This is a genomic window from Citrobacter freundii complex sp. 2025EL-00176 (genome assembly GCF_053309355.1).
Window position 1 is genome coordinate 40,081 of record NZ_JBRYHT010000012.1, and the last position, 17,441, is coordinate 57,521.

Consider the following 17,441-nt stretch of genomic DNA (forward strand, 5'->3'; position numbering starts at 1 on the left):
ATGTTAAGGGTTTTTTGGAACGCAACGCGGGCCAGTATAGAGAGTGTTTGAGAATAAGACAAAGAGGCGCTGGCAATCAATGAGACAGGTTTTGTCTATCAATCTTTTGCCGGATGAGCGCTATAGCTTATCCGGCGTGTTATGCGGGTTACAATCAAAGGGTTTTACGCCGCGCCTGTTCCATCATTTGCGGATAAAACTGCCAGAAACGTTCTTCTAACGCATCATAATGCGTATCCAGGTCATACCATGAGTCGCGCAGCGCATCGAGACGCGGGCGGCGGCTGGCCATCCCATTTAGGACATTCTGAATAAAATCCATGTCACGATAGCGCTCAAGCCATTTTTCTGACCACATATAGTTGTTTAAGTTAATAAAGCGCGGCGGCGATTCCGGCAAAATCGTGGTCACCTGGGTGCGGGCATAGCGCACAAATTCCGCTAATGGGAAGTCAGGGGAGATTTCCGCCCAGTGGCGCGACAGAAAGTGATCCCACATCACGTCCAGCGTAATTGGCGCGACCCGGCGCGTTTCGCTACGAAACCACTCTTTGGCTTCACGCACCTGCGGCAGGTTATCAGTCATCACGTCGATACGACGGTGCATGAAGATGCCTTCCACTACCTCAGGTGAAAAATGCGTTTCCGGATTACCCCGGACAAAATCGGCCAGCAGATTGCCGGAAAGCGAGCTATCCGCTAAATGTGCTAAGTGCAGGTGCGCAAGAAAATTCATAGTTAAACGTTTATCCAGAGGGGTAAAGGTTGCAGGGAGAACGCCCCGGCACTAGACTACCCGCCTCTTATTTTAGTCTGAGTCAGTGTCATGCGCGTTACCGATTTCACCTTTGAACTACCCGAATCCCTGATTGCCCACTATCCGCAAGCTGAGCGCAGTAGCTGCCGCTTGCTGTCTTTGGACGGGCCGACGGGCGCGCTGACGCACGGTACTTTCACCGATTTGCTCGATAAGCTCAACCCTGGCGATTTGCTGGTCTTTAACAACACCCGCGTCATTCCTGCGCGTCTGTTTGGCCGTAAAGCCAGCGGCGGTAAGATTGAAGTACTGGTCGAGCGCATGCTGGATGATAAGCGTATTCTGGCGCATATTCGCGCCTCGAAAGCGCCGAAGCCGGGTGCCGAGCTGCTATTGGGCGACGATGAAAGTATTAAAGCGACGATGGTTGCCCGTCACGACGCGCTGTTTGAAGTGGAGTTTGACGACGAACGCAGCGTGCTCGATATCCTCAACGCCATCGGCCATATGCCGTTGCCGCCGTATATTGACCGCCCGGACGAAGACGCCGACCGCGAGCTGTACCAGACCGTGTATAGCGAAAAACCGGGTGCCGTCGCTGCGCCGACCGCGGGGCTGCACTTTGACGAGCCGCTGCTGGCGAAACTGCGCGATAAAGGCATTGAAATGGCTTTCGTTACGTTGCACGTCGGCGCGGGTACCTTCCAGCCGGTGCGCGTTGACACCATCGAAGACCACATTATGCACTCCGAATATGCGGAAGTGCCGCAGGATGTGGTTGATGCCGTGCTGGCGGCGAAGGCGCGCGGCAACCGCGTGATCGCCGTGGGAACAACGTCCGTTCGCTCACTGGAAAGCGCGGCGCAGGCTGCCAAAAACGACCTCATTGCGCCGTTCTTCGGCGATACGCAGATATTTATTTATCCTGGCTATAAATACCAGGTGATTGATGCCCTGGTCACCAACTTCCACCTGCCGGAATCGACGCTGATCATGCTGGTTTCCGCGTTTGCTGGTTATAAAAACACCATGCACGCCTATCATGAAGCGGTAAAAGCGGAATATCGCTTTTTTAGTTACGGAGATGCGATGTTTATCACGTACAATCCGCAGGCTATTTCTGAGCGTGTCGGAGAATAAATTTCTGGCATGAGTATTTAACGTCGGACTGTTTTTCTGACGCAGGAGTTAAGATGAAATTTGAACTGGACACCACAGACGGTCGCGCGCGTCGCGGCCGCCTGGTTTTTGATCGTGGCGTAGTGGAAACGCCTGCATTTATGCCGGTCGGTACTTACGGCACCGTAAAAGGCATGACGCCGGAAGAAGTTGAAGCTACCGGCGCGCAGATTATCCTCGGTAACACTTTCCACCTGTGGCTACGCCCGGGTCAGGAAATCATGAAGCTGCACGGCGATCTGCACGATTTTATGCAGTGGAAAGGGCCGATCCTTACCGATTCCGGCGGCTTCCAGGTTTTCAGCCTCGGCGACATCCGTAAGATCACCGAGCAGGGGGTGCATTTCCGCAACCCGATCAACGGCGATCCGATTTTCCTCGATCCTGAGAAGTCAATGGAGATTCAATACGATCTCGGTTCCGATATCGTAATGATCTTCGACGAATGTACACCGTACCCGGCCGACTGGGACTATGCTAAACGCTCAATGGAGATGTCTCTGCGTTGGGCGAAGCGCAGTCGCGACCGTTTTGATAGTCTCGGCAACAAAAATGCGCTGTTTGGCATCATTCAGGGCAGCGTTTACGAAGATTTACGTGATATCTCCGTCAAAGGTCTGGTAGATATCGGCTTTGATGGCTACGCTGTCGGCGGTTTGGCTGTCGGTGAGCCGAAGGAAGATATGCACCGCATTCTGGAGCATGTTTGCCCGCAGATTCCGGCAGATAAACCGCGTTACCTGATGGGCGTCGGCAAACCAGAAGATCTGGTTGAAGGCGTGCGTCGCGGTATCGATATGTTTGACTGCGTGATGCCAACGCGAAATGCCCGTAATGGTCATTTGTTTGTGACTGACGGCGTGGTAAAAATTCGTAACGCGAAACATAAAAGCGACACCAGTCCGCTCGATGCTGAGTGTGATTGCTACACCTGTCGCAATTATTCGCGCGCTTACTTGCATCATCTCGACCATTGCAACGAAATATTGGGCGCGCGTCTCAACACGATTCATAACCTTCGCTACTACCAGCGTTTGATGGCGGGTTTACGCAAGGCTATTGAAGAGGGTAAATTAGAGAGCTTCGTGACCGATTTTTACCAACGTCAGGGTCGACCAGTTCCACCTGTGAACGTTGATTAATTTTAATAATGAGGGAATTTGAATGAGCTTTTTTATTTCTGATGCGGTAGCGGCAACAGGTGCTCCGGCGCAGGGCAGCCCGATGTCTCTGATTCTGATGCTGGTGGTGTTTGGTCTGATTTTCTACTTCATGATCCTGCGCCCACAGCAAAAGCGTACCAAAGAACACAAGAACCTGATGAACTCCATTGCGAAAGGCGATGAAGTGCTGACTAACGGTGGTCTGGTGGGTCGCGTGACCAAAGTAGCAGAATCTGGCTACATCGCTATCGCGCTGAACGACACCACTGAAGTGGTTATTAAACGTGATTTCGTAGCTGCCGTTCTGCCGAAAGGCACCATGAAGGCGCTGTAATTTATTGTTTTCCCAAAGGGAACTGCCGTGTTAAACCGTTATCCTTTGTGGAAGTACATTATGCTGGTCGTCGTCATTGTCGTCGGCCTGCTTTACGCACTTCCCAACCTGTATGGTGAGGATCCGGCTGTTCAAATCACTGGCGTGCGCGGTGCCGCCGCCAGTGAGCAAACGCTGATCCAGGTCCAGAAAACGTTACAAGAAGATAAAATCACACCTAAGTCTGTGGCTCTGGAAGAGGGTGCTATTCTTGCGCGCTTCGACTCCACTGATACCCAACTGCGCGCACGTGAAGTGTTGATGGGCGTGCTGGGCGATCAATACGTCGTGGCGCTTAACCTTGCTCCGGCAACACCGCGCTGGCTGGCAGCCATTCACGCAGAACCGATGAAGCTCGGTCTTGACCTGCGTGGCGGCGTTCACTTCCTGATGGAAGTGGATATGGATACCGCGCTGGGTAAGTTGCAGGAACAAAATATCGATAGCCTGCGCAGCGATCTGCGTGAAAAAGGCATTCCTTATACTACCGTTCGTAAAGAAGATAACTACGGCCTGAGCATCACCTTCCGTGACAGCAGCGCCCGTGATGAAGCTATCTCTTATCTGAGCAAGCGTCACCAGGATCTGGTTATTTCCAGCCAGGGCAGCAATGCTCTGCGTGCGGTGATGACCGACGCACGTCTGAGCGAAGCCCGTGAATACGCGGTTCAGCAGAACATCAACATTCTGCGTAATCGTGTGAACCAGTTGGGTGTTGCTGAGCCGGTGGTACAACGTCAGGGTGCTGACCGTATTGTCGTCGAACTGCCGGGTATTCAGGATACCGCGCGTGCGAAAGAAATTCTGGGCGCAACCGCGACGCTGGAATTCCGTCTGGTAAACACCAACGTTGATCAGTCTGCTGCGGCCTCAGGGCGTGTGCCGGGTGATTCGGAAGTGAAACAGTCTCGTGAAGGTCAGCCGGTTGTACTGTACAAACGCGTGATCCTGACCGGTGACCATATCACCGATTCTACTTCCAGCCAGGACGAATACAATCAGCCGCAGGTTAACATCTCGCTGGATAGCGCGGGTGGTAACATCATGTCCAACTTCACCAAGGACAACATCGGTAAGCCGATGGCGACCCTGTTTGTGGAGTACAAAGACAGCGGTAAAAAAGATGCCAACGGCCGCGCCGTGCTGGTGAAACAGGAAGAGGTGATTAACATCGCCAACATCCAGTCTCGTCTGGGTAACAGCTTCCGTATCACCGGTATCAACAACCCGAACGAAGCGCGTCAGCTTTCTCTGCTGTTACGTGCCGGTGCGTTAATCGCGCCGATTCAGATTGTTGAAGAACGTACCATCGGTCCAACCCTGGGTATGCAGAACATCAAACAGGGTCTGGAAGCCTGTCTGGCCGGTCTGGTGGTGTCTATCCTGTTCATGATCTTCTTCTATAAGAAGTTTGGTCTGATTGCGACCAGCGCGCTGATCGCTAACCTGGTGCTGATTGTCGGCATTATGTCACTGTTGCCGGGAGCCACGCTGAGTATGCCGGGGATTGCGGGGATCGTCTTAACCCTTGCCGTCGCGGTCGATGCTAACGTACTGATCAACGAACGTATCAAAGAAGAGTTGAGTAACGGTCGTTCGGTGCAGCAGGCCATCAATGAAGGTTATGCGGGCGCATTTAGCTCCATCTTCGATGCGAACATTACGACGCTGATTAAGGTCATTATCCTGTACGCAGTCGGCACCGGGGCAATTAAAGGGTTCGCGATTACTACCGGTATTGGGGTAGCGACGTCGATGTTTACCGCAATTGTCGGTACACGTGCCATCGTAAACCTGTTGTATGGCGGCAAGCGCGTCAAAAAGCTGTCAATCTGAGGAGTGCGAAGTGGCACAGGAATATACTGTTGAACAATTGAACCACGGCCGTAAAGTCTGGGACTTTATGCGCTGGGACTACTGGGCTTTCGGCATTTCAGGTTTTCTGCTGATCGCGGCCATAGTGATTATGGGCGTGCGCGGCTTTAACTGGGGTCTCGATTTCACCGGTGGTACGGTAATTGAAATCACGCTGGAAAAACCAGCGGAAATGGACGTGATGCGCGATGCGCTGGAGAAAGCGGGCTTTGTTGATCCGCTTCTGCAGAACTTCGGCAGCAGCCACGACATTATGGTGCGTATGCCGCCAACTGAAGGCGCAGACGGCGGTCAGGTGCTGGGCAGCAAAGTGTTGAGTGTGATTAACGAATCCACCAACCAAAACGCTGCGGTGAAGCGAATTGAATTCGTGGGGCCGAGTGTGGGTGCAGACCTGGCGCAAACCGGTGCGATGGCGCTGATGGCGGCGCTGATCTCCATCCTGGTGTATGTCGGTTTCCGCTTTGAGTGGCGACTGGCGGCAGGGGTAGTTATCGCGCTGGCGCACGACGTAATCATCACACTTGGGATCCTGTCGTTGTTCCATATCGAGATTGACCTGACTATCGTCGCATCGCTGATGTCGGTAATCGGTTACTCGCTGAACGACAGTATCGTAGTCTCTGACCGTATTCGTGAAAACTTCCGCAAAATTCGTCGCGGTACGCCTTATGAAATCTTTAACGTGTCATTGACTCAGACGCTGCATCGTACGTTGATTACGTCCGGTACGACGTTGATGGTTATTCTGATGCTGTTCCTGTTCGGTGGTCCGGTACTGGAAGGCTTCTCGCTGACCATGCTTATCGGTGTTTCCATCGGTACTGCGTCTTCTATCTATGTGGCATCGGCGCTGGCGCTGAAGCTGGGTATGAAGCGTGAGCACATGCTGCAGCAGAAGGTCGAGAAAGAAGGGGCGGATCAGCCGTCAATTCTGCCTTAATCCACTAAGAGTGAAGATACTGGAATCCCGATCGCAAGGTCGGGATTTTTTTTGCCTGTGGAAACTCCGCAGCCAGGCTGTGTAATGCCAGTTAGTTAACGCCTCAGTTTCGAAAAGCATCAACTTGCATTGGTGCAGGTAGTGAATATGCTCTCTCAGAGCAAGGGTTCCGTTCACCGCATGTTCATCTTTTCTCTGAAACACCGATTCCTGTGAACGTGTAAAGGGCGTTCTCCGCCACGCCCTTTACAATCCCGGCTCCCGGCGGGAAAATTGCCACTTCGTGGTTCCCTCCGCTTATTCCTCCAGGCTACCGGGCCGGGCGCGATGAAGCGTCCTTGCAAAGCACGCCCTGAACCCGCATCCCTGCGGGTTCTCCCGGCCTTACGGAAACACGTCGGCAATTTTCAGCCGGACCAGCCACGCCTGACCATCTGTATTTTTATTTGAATATATCTGAACAGCAAAGAGATTTAACTGAAAGTCAGAGAGTTGAAGCGACACCCATGTCCGGCTGAAAATCGATGAGGCGTTGACGGCTGACCGGGGCTGCCCGCAGGGATGCGGGCAGAGGGGACGGCGTGCATGGACGCATGCTCGGCCCCGACCCGACAGGCAGACGGCATAAGACGAATAGCTCGCATCGCGACGATTTTCCCGCCGGGAGCCTGGGATGCAAGGGAGGTGGCGGTGAGCCTCCCTTGCACGTTCACGGGTATAGCGATATCAGAGAAGCAATGCACATAAGGTGAACGGAAACTTATTCAGAGCAAAACGTTCTCCATACATGCTTAACTGATCATCATTACAGCCTGGCTGTGGAACAAAAAAAGCCAGCGGTTAAGCTGGCTTGTCTGCGATAAATATCGGGATTAGAAGTTGTAACCTACAACCAGGTAACCACCCCAACCGGTTGATTTCGCAGTGAAGTCGCTACCATCCCAGTTCAGGGTATCCCCACCTTTCCACTGGCCGCCGTTATGGAAATAACGCGCGACTACGGAGTAGTGCCAGTGATCGTAGTTCAGCGCCAGCACGTGGCTGGAAGCGATAGAGTTGCTGGTGCGGTTCGGATCATCACCCAAATCTGAACCCCAGTCGAAGTTGGTGAAGCCGATGTAGGTCAACTGACCGCCCCAAACCTGGGTGATCGGTACAAAGTATTTCACTTTGAAACGGTAACCATCCCACTCGTTTTCGTTGGAGGCGCCATAGTTCTGCCACTGGTATTTAGCATACACGTTCAGGGACAGACCCATCGGCAGACCAGTGTCGATATCGGTACCCAGACCCATATACCAGGTGCTCTGGCGGCTGGCTTTGTTATCACCCATATCGTAGATGTAGTTGTTGGCGAAGTACCATTCTTTGAACGGTCCAAAGCTCAGGTCAGCACCGGTCAGTTTGTCGATGGAGAAACGCGGTTCGATTTCCATAAACAGCGGGGAACCATCAGACCAGATGCCTTTGTCGTTACCGTTACCCCAGTCGAAGGTTTTCGGGATATCGATGTAGCCATAGAAGTCAAACCAGTCTTTTTTGGCAAACGCTTCGTATTCCAGATACACGTCGTTGTTCAGTTTCGGAGAGAAACGGGTGTGGTAGCTGCCCACCACGTTGACGCTTTGGTGCCACCAGTCTGACAGATATTGCGGTTTGTCATTTTCTGCTGCGTTGGCAGTAAAAGACGAGGAGAGCGCCAGCACTGCACCGGCTGCAAGTAATGTTTTTTTCATATGTATGCCACTGTTTGAAATCCCTTTCGGGAGTGAAAAATGCGCAAATTGCGTTTCTAAATATTTCGTAATTCTTCGGAGCCTATTATAAAAATCATTGTTCACAAAAATATGTCTTGTTTCACAGTTCTATCATTTACGTAATCGATTGCGTTCACGTTTGCGTACTTTAGGCGGCGAATTGTACTGGCTCCTATGAATGTTGCCAAGTTTTAACAGAAATATCGCTTATGTCAGGGGAGTAACAAAAGAGGCGGAAATGATGTTGCGGAACGCACAAAACGTTCCGCGAAAAAGTTTATTGGCTAACAGGCTGTACGTCGTGAATGCGAACAAATCCCAACTGGTCGGGGGAGAGACCATTTATCTGCAACGGAATATCTACGTCGCTGGGGGCAAGAATACTTGCCGGGGCGTTGACCAGTTGGTTCTGAACGTTCACTTCCTGATAATTCTCCGTGGTACCCTGAATTTGGCCGTACTCGACGGTGGCGCTAAAGGCGGGTAAAGGTGTATTGGATTCACCCTGAATCCGCAGCGTCAGGCGCGTGCCGTCGGCGTTCGGCGCAATATTCACCAGAGACATACGTAACGTGCCGATCTGACTCTCCAGACGGGCAGGGGTTTTGGAGCCCGGTAACAGGTAGGCGCCACTGGTCGATTTGGCATTCAACATATTTTGTTGCGTAATTTTTACCGTTTCCTGATTAAGCTGCGTCATCTCTTTATTTAGCGTGCTTACGCTTTGATGCATCTGGCGTACTTCGCTTTGCTGCGCGCAGGCGCTAAGACTAAAGAGGCTTCCCACCAGGAGAATTCTTAGGTAACGTCTTGTCATTGTGATTACTTCCTTCATTGTCGCGATAGCATAATGGTAGTGTGCGCAGAGCACGAAGGCATCGATCCTTTGTCTCAAAAGCGCTGCGCCTTTGTTGTCACGCCAGTTCAGGGTAAAATAGATTGCTGTTAACCACTGAGGTACAGGACGCCGTATGCATTGCCCATTCTGTTTCGCCGTAGACACTAAGGTAATTGACTCTCGTCTTGTAGGCGAGGGCTCCTCAGTACGCCGCCGTCGGCAGTGTCTGGTCTGTAACGAACGTTTCACCACTTTTGAAGTGGCTGAACTTGTCATGCCGCGCGTTGTGAAGAGCAACGATGTGCGTGAACCCTTTAATGAAGATAAGCTGCGCAGCGGCATGCTCAGAGCGCTGGAGAAACGTCCGGTCAGCTCAGATGACGTCGAAATGGCGTTAAACCATATCAAATCACAACTGCGAGCGACTGGCGAGCGTGAGGTGCCGAGTAAGATGATCGGCAACCTGGTGATGGAGCAACTGAAAAAGCTCGATAAAGTCGCTTACATCCGCTTTGCGTCGGTTTACCGCAGTTTCGAAGATATCAAAGAATTTGGCGAAGAGATTGCTCGCCTACAGGACTAAGCCATGCAGGATGAATTGTACATGGCGCGCGCGCTGAAGCTTGCTGCGCGTGGACGTTTCACTACTCACCCAAATCCCAACGTCGGCTGCGTGATTGTTAAGGATGGGGAGATCGTCGGTGAAGGATATCATCACCGTGCGGGCGAGCCGCATGCCGAAGTCCATGCCCTGCGCATGGCCGGTGAAAAAGCGCAAGGAGCAACCGCCTACGTGACGCTTGAACCCTGCAGCCATCATGGCCGCACGCCGCCGTGCTGCGATGCGTTAATTGCCGCGGGCGTAGCACGCGTTGTTGCCGCCATGCAGGATCCCAATCCGCAGGTCGCAGGTCGTGGCCTCTATCGCTTGCAGCAGGCGGGCATTGACGTCAGCCACGGGCTGATGATGAGCGAGGTTGAGCTGCTTAATAAGGGCTTTCTCAAGCGCATGCGTACAGGATTCCCGTATCTGCAGCTTAAACTTGGCGCATCGCTCGATGGCCGTACGGCGATGGCCAGCGGGGAAAGCCAGTGGATTACCTCGTCGCAGGCGCGTCGTGATGTACAACGGCTGCGCGCGCAAAGCCATGCCATTTTAACCAGCAGCGCGACGGTACTGGCCGACGATCCTCAGCTTACCGTGCGTTGGTCGGAGCTTGGAGAGTCAACCCAGGCGAGTTACCCGCAGGAAAATCTGCGTCAGCCGATCCGCATTGTCCTTGATAGCCAGAATCAGGTCACGCCGGAGCACCGTATTGTGCAACAGCCGGGAGAAACCTGGATTGTCCGAACGCAAGACGATACCCGTAGTTGGCCGGAGTCGGTTCGCAGTATTAAGGTACCGGAACATAACGGGCATCTGGATTTGGTCGTGCTGATGATGCAGCTGGGCAAACAGCAAATTAACAGTATTTGGGTGGAAGCTGGCCCAACGCTTGCGGGCGCGTTATTACAGGCCGGTTTAGTGGATGAGCTAATCGTGTATGTTGCGCCTAAACTGTTAGGCAGTGATGCGCGAGGATTATGTGTGCTGCCGGGGCTTGAGAAACTGGCTGACGCCCCCCATTTCAAATTCAACGAGATACGCCAGGTGGGCCCGGACGTTTGCCTGCATTTAACCACTGCGTGAGGCTTTCTGAATTAGAGGAAGCAGCGCACAGAATATTATGATAAAATCCGCCCCCCTTACGGGGCCATAAATCGAACCCGAAGGAAGAATATGAACATTATTGAAGCTAACGTTGCTACTCCGGACGCTCGCGTCGCCATCACCATTGCGCGTTTCAACAACTTTATCAATGATAGCCTGCTGGAAGGTGCGATCGACGCCCTGAAACGTATTGGCCAGGTTAAAGATGAAAACATTACCGTCGTTTGGGTTCCAGGCGCATATGAGCTGCCGCTGGCGGCTGACGCACTGGCGAAAACCGGTAAATACGACGCGGTGATTGCGCTCGGTACGGTGATCCGTGGCGGTACCGCGCACTTCGAATATGTGGCTGGCGGTGCTAGCAATGGCCTGGCGCATGTCGCTCAGGACAGTGGCATTCCGGTAGCCTTCGGTGTTCTGACCACCGAAAGTATTGAACAAGCCATCGAACGTGCTGGCACGAAAGCCGGCAACAAAGGCGCAGAAGCTGCACTGACTGCGCTTGAAATGATTAATGTATTGAAAGCCATTAAGGCCTGATTTTTGTAAGGGGAAATCCGTGAAACCTGCTGCTCGTCGCCGCGCCCGTGAGTGTGCCGTCCAGGCGCTCTACTCCTGGCAGTTGTCCCAGAACGACATCGCTGATGTTGAATACCAGTTCCTGGCGGAACAGGACGTTAAAGATGTCGACGTTCTGTATTTCCGTGAACTGCTGTCCGGGGTGGCGACTAACAGCGCGTACCTGGATGGATTAATGAAGCCTTACCTGTCTCGTCTGCTGGAAGAGCTGGGTCAGGTAGAAAAAGCCGTACTGCGTATTGCGCTGTTTGAACTGTCTAAACGTAGTGATGTGCCGTACAAAGTGGCCATCAACGAAGCGATTGAACTGGCGAAAACCTTCGGCGCTGAAGATAGCCATAAATTCGTGAACGGCGTACTGGATAAAGCAGCACCTGTGATTCGCCCCAACAAAAAGTAATCCCGAGGCCGGCTGGAGAGTGGAACGTGTTTCCGCTGTCCCCGGCTTTTTCTTTTTTTCTGCTGAGGCATAACGTATGGCATGCGGCGAATTTTCCCTGATTGCCCGTTATTTTGATCGCGTAAGAACGTCTCGTCTTGATGTCGAAACCGGTATTGGCGACGATTGCGCACTCCTGAACATCCCTGAAAAACAAACATTGGCGATCAGTACCGATACGCTGGTGGCAGGCAACCACTTCCTCCCCGACATAAATCCTACCGATCTGGCCTGGAAAGCCCTGGCGGTGAATTTGAGCGATCTGGCGGCGATGGGTGCCGATCCTGCGTGGTTGACGCTGGCACTGACGTTACCTGATGTTGATGAAGCCTGGCTTGAAGCTTTCAGCGATGGCCTGTTTGAACTCCTTAATTACTACGATATGCAGCTGATTGGCGGTGATACCACGCGTGGACCGCTGTCGATGACGTTGGGTATTCATGGCTACGTTCCCGTTGGGCGTGCCTTAAAACGTTCCGGTGCAAAACCGGGCGACTGGATTTATGTGACCGGCACGCCGGGCGACAGTGCGGCGGGGCTGGCGATTTTGCAGGACCGATTGCAGGTGACAGATCCAAAAGACGCGGAGTATCTGCTGCAACGCCACCTGCGCCCAACCCCGCGTATTTTACAGGGACAAGCCCTGCGCGATCTGGCCAGTGCGGCTATCGATCTCTCCGACGGCCTGATTTCCGATCTGGGGCATATCGTCAATGCCAGCGGCTGCGGCGCACGGGTTAACGTCGACGCGCTGCCTTATTCCACGGCATTCGCCCAACATGTTGAGCCTGAACAGGCGTTGCGCTGGGCGCTCTCGGGTGGTGAAGATTATGAGTTATGCTTTACCGTACCGGAAATTAACCGTGGCGCACTGGACGTCGCGTTGGCACATCTCGGGACCTCGTTTACCTGCATCGGTCAGATGAGTGCGGATGTAGAAGGCGTTCACTTTACGCGCGATGGAAAACCCGTCACGTTCGACTGGAAAGGATATGACCATTTTGCCGCGCCTTAAAAAAGATGTCGCCAAAAGCCGCCTGAGTATGCGTAATCCGTGGCACCTGTTGGCCACCGGTTTTGGTAGTGGGCTGAGTCCAATTGTTCCTGGCACCATGGGATCGCTGGCGGCGATCCCTTTTTGGTATTTAATGACGTTTCTGCCGTGGCAGCTGTATTCGCTGGTGGTCATGCTGTCTATCTGTATCGGCGTTTATCTGTGTCATCAAACGGCGAAAGACATGGGCGTGCACGATCACGGCAGCATTGTCTGGGACGAGTTTGTCGGGATGTGGATAACCCTGATGGCGCTACCGACCCTCGACTGGCAATGGGTTGCCGCCGGATTTGTGATTTTTCGTATTCTGGATATGTGGAAGCCGTGGCCGATTCGTTGGTTCGACCGCAATGTGCATGGCGGGACGGGGATCATGATCGACGATATTGTCGCCGGGATACTCTCTGCTGGAATTTTGTATTTTATCGGTCATCACTGGCCGGTAGGTATCATTTAACGGGGTTGCCGGATAGCGGCGTAAACGCCTTATCCGGCCTACAATCTACAATCGCGCTTATTTAAATCCCACCACCGGATGCTGTTTGTACGGTGTTTCCAGCTCGGCAATTTGCTCCGGCTTCAGTGTTAAATCTACTGCATTGAGCAATTCATCCAGTTGCTCCTCGCGCGATGTGCCAATAATGGGCGCAGCCACGCCAGGTTTGCTCAGCAGCCATGCCAGCGCGACCTGCGCGCGCGTAACGCCCAGCTCCTCACTGATGCCAGCCAGCCGAGCGGCAATTTGTGCGTCGTTTTCATCGCTTTCATTATATAAATTTTTACCGACTTCATCAGAAACCAGACGTGCGGTCGTTTCTCCCCACGGGCGGGTCAGGCGACCACGCGCCAGCGGACTCCACGGGATCACCGCGACACCTTCCTGATAGCAGAGCGGCAGCATTTCGCGTTCTTCTTCGCGGTAGATCAGGTTGTAGTGATCCTGCATGCTGACGAACTGCGCCCAGCCGTGTTGCTTCTGTAAGGCCAGCGCCTGAGCAAACTGGGAAGCATGCATCGACGAGGCTCCGATATAGCGAGCTTTACCGGCTTTAACTACGTCGTTGAGGGCTTCCAGCGTTTCCTCGATTGGCGTGTTGTAATCCCAGCGGTGAATTTGCAGGATGTCCACATAGTCCATGCCCAGGCGTCTGAGGCTGTCGTCGATTGAGCGCAGGATTTGTGCACGGGATAAGCCTTCCGGCAGATCGTCAACCTGATGGAACACTTTTGTCGCCACCACCACCTCATCACGACGGGCGAAATCACGCAGCGCGCGGCCGACAATCTCTTCGCTGCTGCCAGCGGAGTAGCTGTTGGCGGTATCGAAAAAGTTAATTCCGCCCTCAAGGGCGTGTTTGATTATTGGGCGGCTGCTCTCTTCAGGCAGCGTCCAGGCGTGATTGCCGCGATTGGGCTCGCCAAACGTCATGCAGCCCAGGCAAAGGCGGGAGACCCGGAGGTCGGTTTTTCCTAAGGTGTTGTATTGCATATTCGCTCCTGCTTAGCGTGTTATTCATTAAGCATAGCAGGAGCGGGGAGGGGATTATGCCAGCCAGGCCTTGATTTTGGCCTCAATGCCAGCGGCATCAAGACCCAGATCGGCGCGAGCCTCATCCTGAGTTCCCTGCGGGATGAAGAAGTCAGGCAGGCCAATGTTCAGCACCGGAACGGGCTTGCGATGGGCCATCAGCACTTCGTTTACGCCACTGCCTGCGCCGCCCATAATGGCGTTTTCTTCAATGGTAACCAGCACGTCGTGTTGGGCTGCCATTTCGAGGATCAATGTTTCATCCAGTGGTTTCACAAAGCGCATGTCGACCAGCGTGGCGTTCAACGACTCTGCGACCTGAGCGGCTTCCGGCATCAGGGTACCAAAGTTAAGAATTGCCACTTTTTCCCCGTGACGCTTCACGATACCTTTACCGATTGGCAACTGTTCCAGCGGCGTCAGCTCAACGCCCACCGCATTACCGCGTGGATAGCGCACGACCGATGGTCCGTTGTTGTAGTGATAGCCGGTAAACAGCATCTGGCGGCATTCGTTCTCATCGCTCGGGGTCATGATGACCATTTCCGGGATGCAGCGCAGGAAGGAGAGATCGAACGCCCCCTGGTGGGTTTGCCCATCAGCGCCAACAATACCTGCCCGGTCAACGGCGAACAGTACCGGCAGTTTCTGGATGGCCACATCATGCAGCACCTGATCGTAGGCGCGTTGCAGGAAGGTAGAGTAAATAGCCACGACCGGCTTGTAGCCGCCAATCGCCAGACCTGCGGCAAAGGTCACTGCGTGTTGCTCGGCAATCGCCACATCGAAGTAGCGGTCCGGGAACTTACGTGAGAATTCCACCATACCGGAGCCTTCGCGCATCGCTGGGGTGATCGCCATCAGCTTATTGTCTTTCGCTGCGGTCTCACATAACCAGTCCCCGAAAATTTTTGAATAGCTCGGCAGGCCGCCGCTGCTTTTCGGCAGACAGCCGCTGGATGGATCGAATTTGGGTACGGCGTGGAACGTGATCGGGTCTTTTTCCGCTGGCTCATAGCCACGACCTTTTTTGGTCATGATGTGCAGGAACTGTGGACCTTTCAGATCGCGCATGTTCTTCAGCGTGGTGATAAGTCCCAGCACGTCGTGCCCGTCCACCGGGCCGATATAGTTAAAGCCCAGCTCTTCAAACAGCGTGCCCGGCACCACCATGCCTTTGATGTGTTCTTCGGTACGTTTGAGCAGCTCTTTAATCGGCGGTACGCCGGAGAACACTTTCTTCCCGCCTTCGCGCAGCGAGGAGTAAAGTTTGCCAGAGAGCAGTTGCGCCAGGTGATTATTCAACGCACCGACGTTCTCTGAAATCGACATTTCGTTGTCGTTGAGGATAACCAGCATATCGGGCTTAATATCACCCGCATGGTTCATCGCTTCAAACGCCATCCCGGCGGTGATAGCGCCATCGCCAATCACACAAACGGTACGACGATCTTTGCCTTCTTTCTCGGCGGCAACCGCAATACCAATGCCAGCGCTAATGGACGTTGAAGAGTGCCCAACGCTCAGTACGTCATACTCACTCTCTCCACGCCACGGGAACGGATGCAAACCGCCTTTCTGACGAATGGTGCCGATTTTATCGCGGCGGCCGGTCAGAATTTTGTGCGGATAAGCCTGATGTCCCACATCCCAGATTAACTGGTCAAACGGGGTGTTGTAGACATAGTGCAGCGCGACGGTAAGTTCCACCGTGCCCAGACCAGAGGCGAAGTGCCCGCTGGAACGGCTCACGCTGTCGAGCAAATAGCGGCGCAGTTCGTCGCAAAGCTTTGGCAGGCTCTCTTTTGGCAGCAGGCGTAACTCCTGGGTGGAGTCGACCAGCGCCAGGGTCGGGTATTTGGCTATATCAAAACTCATCGCAAGCTCATGGGATATGTTGGTTTATTTATCACGCTGGATTATGTAGTCCGCTAGCGCTTCCAGTGCCGAGGTATCGAGGGACTGCGCGGCCAGCAAACTTAGCGACTCGCGAGCATCCTCGATTAAATCCCGGGCTTTATTCCGGGCTTGCTCAAGACCCAGAAGTGCAGGATAGGTACTTTTGCCAAGCTGCTGGTCAGCACCCTGACGTTTACCCAATGTTGCAGTATCGCCTACCACATCCAGTATGTCATCCTGAACCTGGAAGGCCAGACCGATGCTTTCTGCGTATTTGTCGAGTATTGCCAGGCATTCCCGCCCTTTATCGCCTGCGCTTAATGCACCCAGACGCACGGCGGCGCGAATCAATGCCCCGGTTTTATGGCGGTGAATACGCTCCAGCGCATCCAGCTCAACCTGCTGACCTTCAGCTTCCAGATCCAGCGCCTGGCCGCCGCACATACCGGCGATACCGCTGGCCCGTGCCAGTTCAGAGATCATCGCGATGCGGTCACGGTCAGATACTTCCGGCATCGGGGCGTCGCTGATAATAGAAAACGCCAGCGTTTGCAGCGCATCTCCGGCCAGGATCGCGTTTGCCTCGCCAAATTTTACGTGGCAGGTTGGCAGACCGCGGCGCAGGTCATCGTCGTCCATCGCGGGTAAATCATCATGCATCAGGGAATAGGCATGGATGCACTCGACGGCGGCAGCGGGAGCATCAAGCGTACTCAGGCTGACGCCAAACATCTGACCGGTGGCATACACCAGGAACGGGCGTAGACGTTTACCGCCTAATAATGCGCCATATTGCATGGTTTCGACCACGGGAGTGTTCTGAAAGGGCAGTGGCGCGATAAAACGGCTCAGTGCCTGATTGGCCTGCTCAACGCAAGCCTGTAGCTGCTGCGTAAAATCCATTTACTCATTATCCGGTGTAAAAGGCGTAAGGGCGGCGTCTTCGGTGTCTGACAGCAGGATTTGTACGCGCTGCTCAGCCTGTTGCAATTTGACCTGTCCCTGACGCGCCAGCTGTACGCCACGTTCGAATTCGTTCAGCGCGTCTTCCAGCGGCAGGTCGCCGCTTTCCAGGCGGGTAACAATCTGTTCCAGCTCGCTCAGCGCTGTTTCAAAACTGGCTGGCGCTTCATTTTTCTTCGGCATAATGAATGTCTGACTCTCTGTATTGGCAGCACAAGACTATGGTAACGGACTCGCACTGATAAGCAAATAACGCGCAATGGTAAGGCGATGTGCACAGGATGACCATGATAGTGGTATACTTGCGCGCCTGGATGCAGCCGCAGGGTATGGGCTGCTGTATTTTTTCCCATTACAAGTCGTTCAGACTTGCCAAAGAACCA

The 17,441-nt window shown here is 53.6% G+C and carries 18 protein-coding genes; 11 read left to right on the plus strand and 7 right to left on the minus strand.

Annotated features, from left to right (window positions below):
- Positions 1-154: 154 nt before the first annotated feature.
- Positions 155-736, minus strand: coding sequence for an ACP phosphodiesterase (gene acpH / locus ACVXHP_RS19340; RefSeq protein ID WP_200007754.1), 582 nt, complete (start codon positions 734-736; stop codon positions 155-157).
- Between the two features lie 90 nt (positions 737-826).
- On the opposite strand from acpH, the gene queA reads away from it, so the two are divergent.
- The 5 genes from queA to secF are packed head-to-tail and all read left to right on the plus strand — an operon-like array spanning position 827 to position 6,290.
- Entirely contained in the window at positions 827-1,897 is a 1,071-nt protein-coding gene (gene queA / locus ACVXHP_RS19345; protein WP_262798309.1) for a tRNA preQ1(34) S-adenosylmethionine ribosyltransferase-isomerase QueA, read from the plus strand.
- A 53-nt stretch (positions 1,898-1,950) separates the two neighbouring features.
- Complete coding sequence (gene tgt, locus ACVXHP_RS19350) at positions 1,951-3,078, plus strand: tRNA guanosine(34) transglycosylase Tgt (protein ID WP_447572045.1); 1,128 nt, start codon at positions 1,951-1,953, stop codon at positions 3,076-3,078.
- 22 nt (positions 3,079-3,100) lie between these two features.
- The gene (yajC, locus tag ACVXHP_RS19355; RefSeq protein WP_003021544.1) at positions 3,101-3,433 is read left to right on the plus strand and encodes a preprotein translocase subunit YajC; all 333 of its coding nucleotides are present in this window, start codon (positions 3,101-3,103) and stop codon (positions 3,431-3,433) included.
- A gap of 27 nt (positions 3,434-3,460) precedes the next feature.
- The gene (gene secD, locus ACVXHP_RS19360) at positions 3,461-5,308 is read left to right on the plus strand and encodes a protein translocase subunit SecD (RefSeq protein WP_447572046.1); all 1,848 of its coding nucleotides are present in this window, start codon (positions 3,461-3,463) and stop codon (positions 5,306-5,308) included.
- 10 nt (positions 5,309-5,318) lie between these two features.
- Entirely contained in the window at positions 5,319-6,290 is a 972-nt protein-coding gene (gene secF, locus ACVXHP_RS19365; RefSeq protein WP_038638190.1) for a protein translocase subunit SecF, read from the plus strand.
- 872 nt (positions 6,291-7,162) lie between these two features.
- On the opposite strand, the gene ACVXHP_RS19370 is transcribed toward secF, so the two are convergent.
- Both ACVXHP_RS19370 and ACVXHP_RS19375 read right to left on the minus strand, forming a co-directional pair.
- Positions 7,163-8,026, minus strand: coding sequence for a nucleoside-specific channel-forming protein Tsx (locus tag ACVXHP_RS19370; RefSeq protein WP_262798311.1), 864 nt, complete (start codon positions 8,024-8,026; stop codon positions 7,163-7,165).
- Between the two features lie 298 nt (positions 8,027-8,324).
- Positions 8,325-8,864 (minus strand): SadB/YajI family lipoprotein, encoded by a 540-nt coding sequence (locus ACVXHP_RS19375; RefSeq protein WP_069323953.1) that lies wholly within the window; start codon positions 8,862-8,864, stop codon positions 8,325-8,327.
- A gap of 154 nt (positions 8,865-9,018) precedes the next feature.
- On the opposite strand from ACVXHP_RS19375, the gene nrdR reads away from it, so the two are divergent.
- The 6 genes from nrdR to pgpA all read left to right on the plus strand — a co-directional run bounded on the left by nrdR (position 9,019) and on the right by pgpA (position 13,125).
- A complete protein-coding gene (nrdR, locus tag ACVXHP_RS19380; RefSeq protein WP_016152032.1) occupies positions 9,019-9,468 on the plus strand; it encodes a transcriptional regulator NrdR in 450 nt (149 codons plus the stop codon).
- Positions 9,469-9,471: 3 nt separating this feature from the next.
- Positions 9,472-10,575, plus strand: a complete 1,104-nt coding sequence (gene ribD, locus ACVXHP_RS19385) for a bifunctional diaminohydroxyphosphoribosylaminopyrimidine deaminase/5-amino-6-(5-phosphoribosylamino)uracil reductase RibD (RefSeq protein ID WP_447572047.1) — start codon at positions 9,472-9,474, stop codon at positions 10,573-10,575.
- Between the two features lie 90 nt (positions 10,576-10,665).
- Entirely contained in the window at positions 10,666-11,136 is a 471-nt protein-coding gene (ribH, locus tag ACVXHP_RS19390; RefSeq protein ID WP_003021575.1) for a 6,7-dimethyl-8-ribityllumazine synthase, read from the plus strand.
- A gap of 19 nt (positions 11,137-11,155) precedes the next feature.
- The gene (nusB, locus tag ACVXHP_RS19395) at positions 11,156-11,575 is read left to right on the plus strand and encodes a transcription antitermination factor NusB (protein WP_000801129.1); all 420 of its coding nucleotides are present in this window, start codon (positions 11,156-11,158) and stop codon (positions 11,573-11,575) included.
- A gap of 76 nt (positions 11,576-11,651) precedes the next feature.
- Positions 11,652-12,629 carry a thiamine-phosphate kinase gene (gene thiL / locus ACVXHP_RS19400; protein ID WP_447572048.1) on the plus strand — a complete coding sequence of 326 codons (978 nt, stop codon included), beginning with the start codon at positions 11,652-11,654 and terminating at the stop codon, positions 12,627-12,629.
- Complete coding sequence (gene pgpA, locus ACVXHP_RS19405) at positions 12,607-13,125, plus strand: phosphatidylglycerophosphatase A (RefSeq protein ID WP_200007741.1); 519 nt, start codon at positions 12,607-12,609, stop codon at positions 13,123-13,125. Before thiL ends, pgpA begins: the two co-directional genes overlap by 23 nt.
- A 57-nt stretch (positions 13,126-13,182) precedes the next feature.
- On the opposite strand, the gene yajO is transcribed toward pgpA, so the two are convergent.
- From yajO to xseB, 4 genes are read right to left on the minus strand one after another with little or no spacing between them, the layout of a single operon-like run.
- Positions 13,183-14,157, minus strand: a complete 975-nt coding sequence (gene yajO / locus ACVXHP_RS19410) for a 1-deoxyxylulose-5-phosphate synthase YajO (protein WP_137349002.1) — start codon at positions 14,155-14,157, stop codon at positions 13,183-13,185.
- 54 nt (positions 14,158-14,211) lie between these two features.
- On the minus strand, positions 14,212-16,074 hold the full coding sequence (gene dxs, locus ACVXHP_RS19415; RefSeq protein ID WP_137349001.1) for a 1-deoxy-D-xylulose-5-phosphate synthase: 1,863 nt from the start codon (positions 16,072-16,074) through the stop codon (positions 14,212-14,214).
- 24 nt (positions 16,075-16,098) lie between these two features.
- Positions 16,099-16,998, minus strand: a complete 900-nt coding sequence (gene ispA / locus ACVXHP_RS19420) for a (2E,6E)-farnesyl diphosphate synthase (protein ID WP_447572049.1) — start codon at positions 16,996-16,998, stop codon at positions 16,099-16,101.
- Complete coding sequence (gene xseB / locus ACVXHP_RS19425; RefSeq protein ID WP_200007735.1) at positions 16,999-17,241, minus strand: exodeoxyribonuclease VII small subunit; 243 nt, start codon at positions 17,239-17,241, stop codon at positions 16,999-17,001. It abuts the gene before it with no gap.
- Positions 17,242-17,441: the final 200 nt, after the last annotated feature.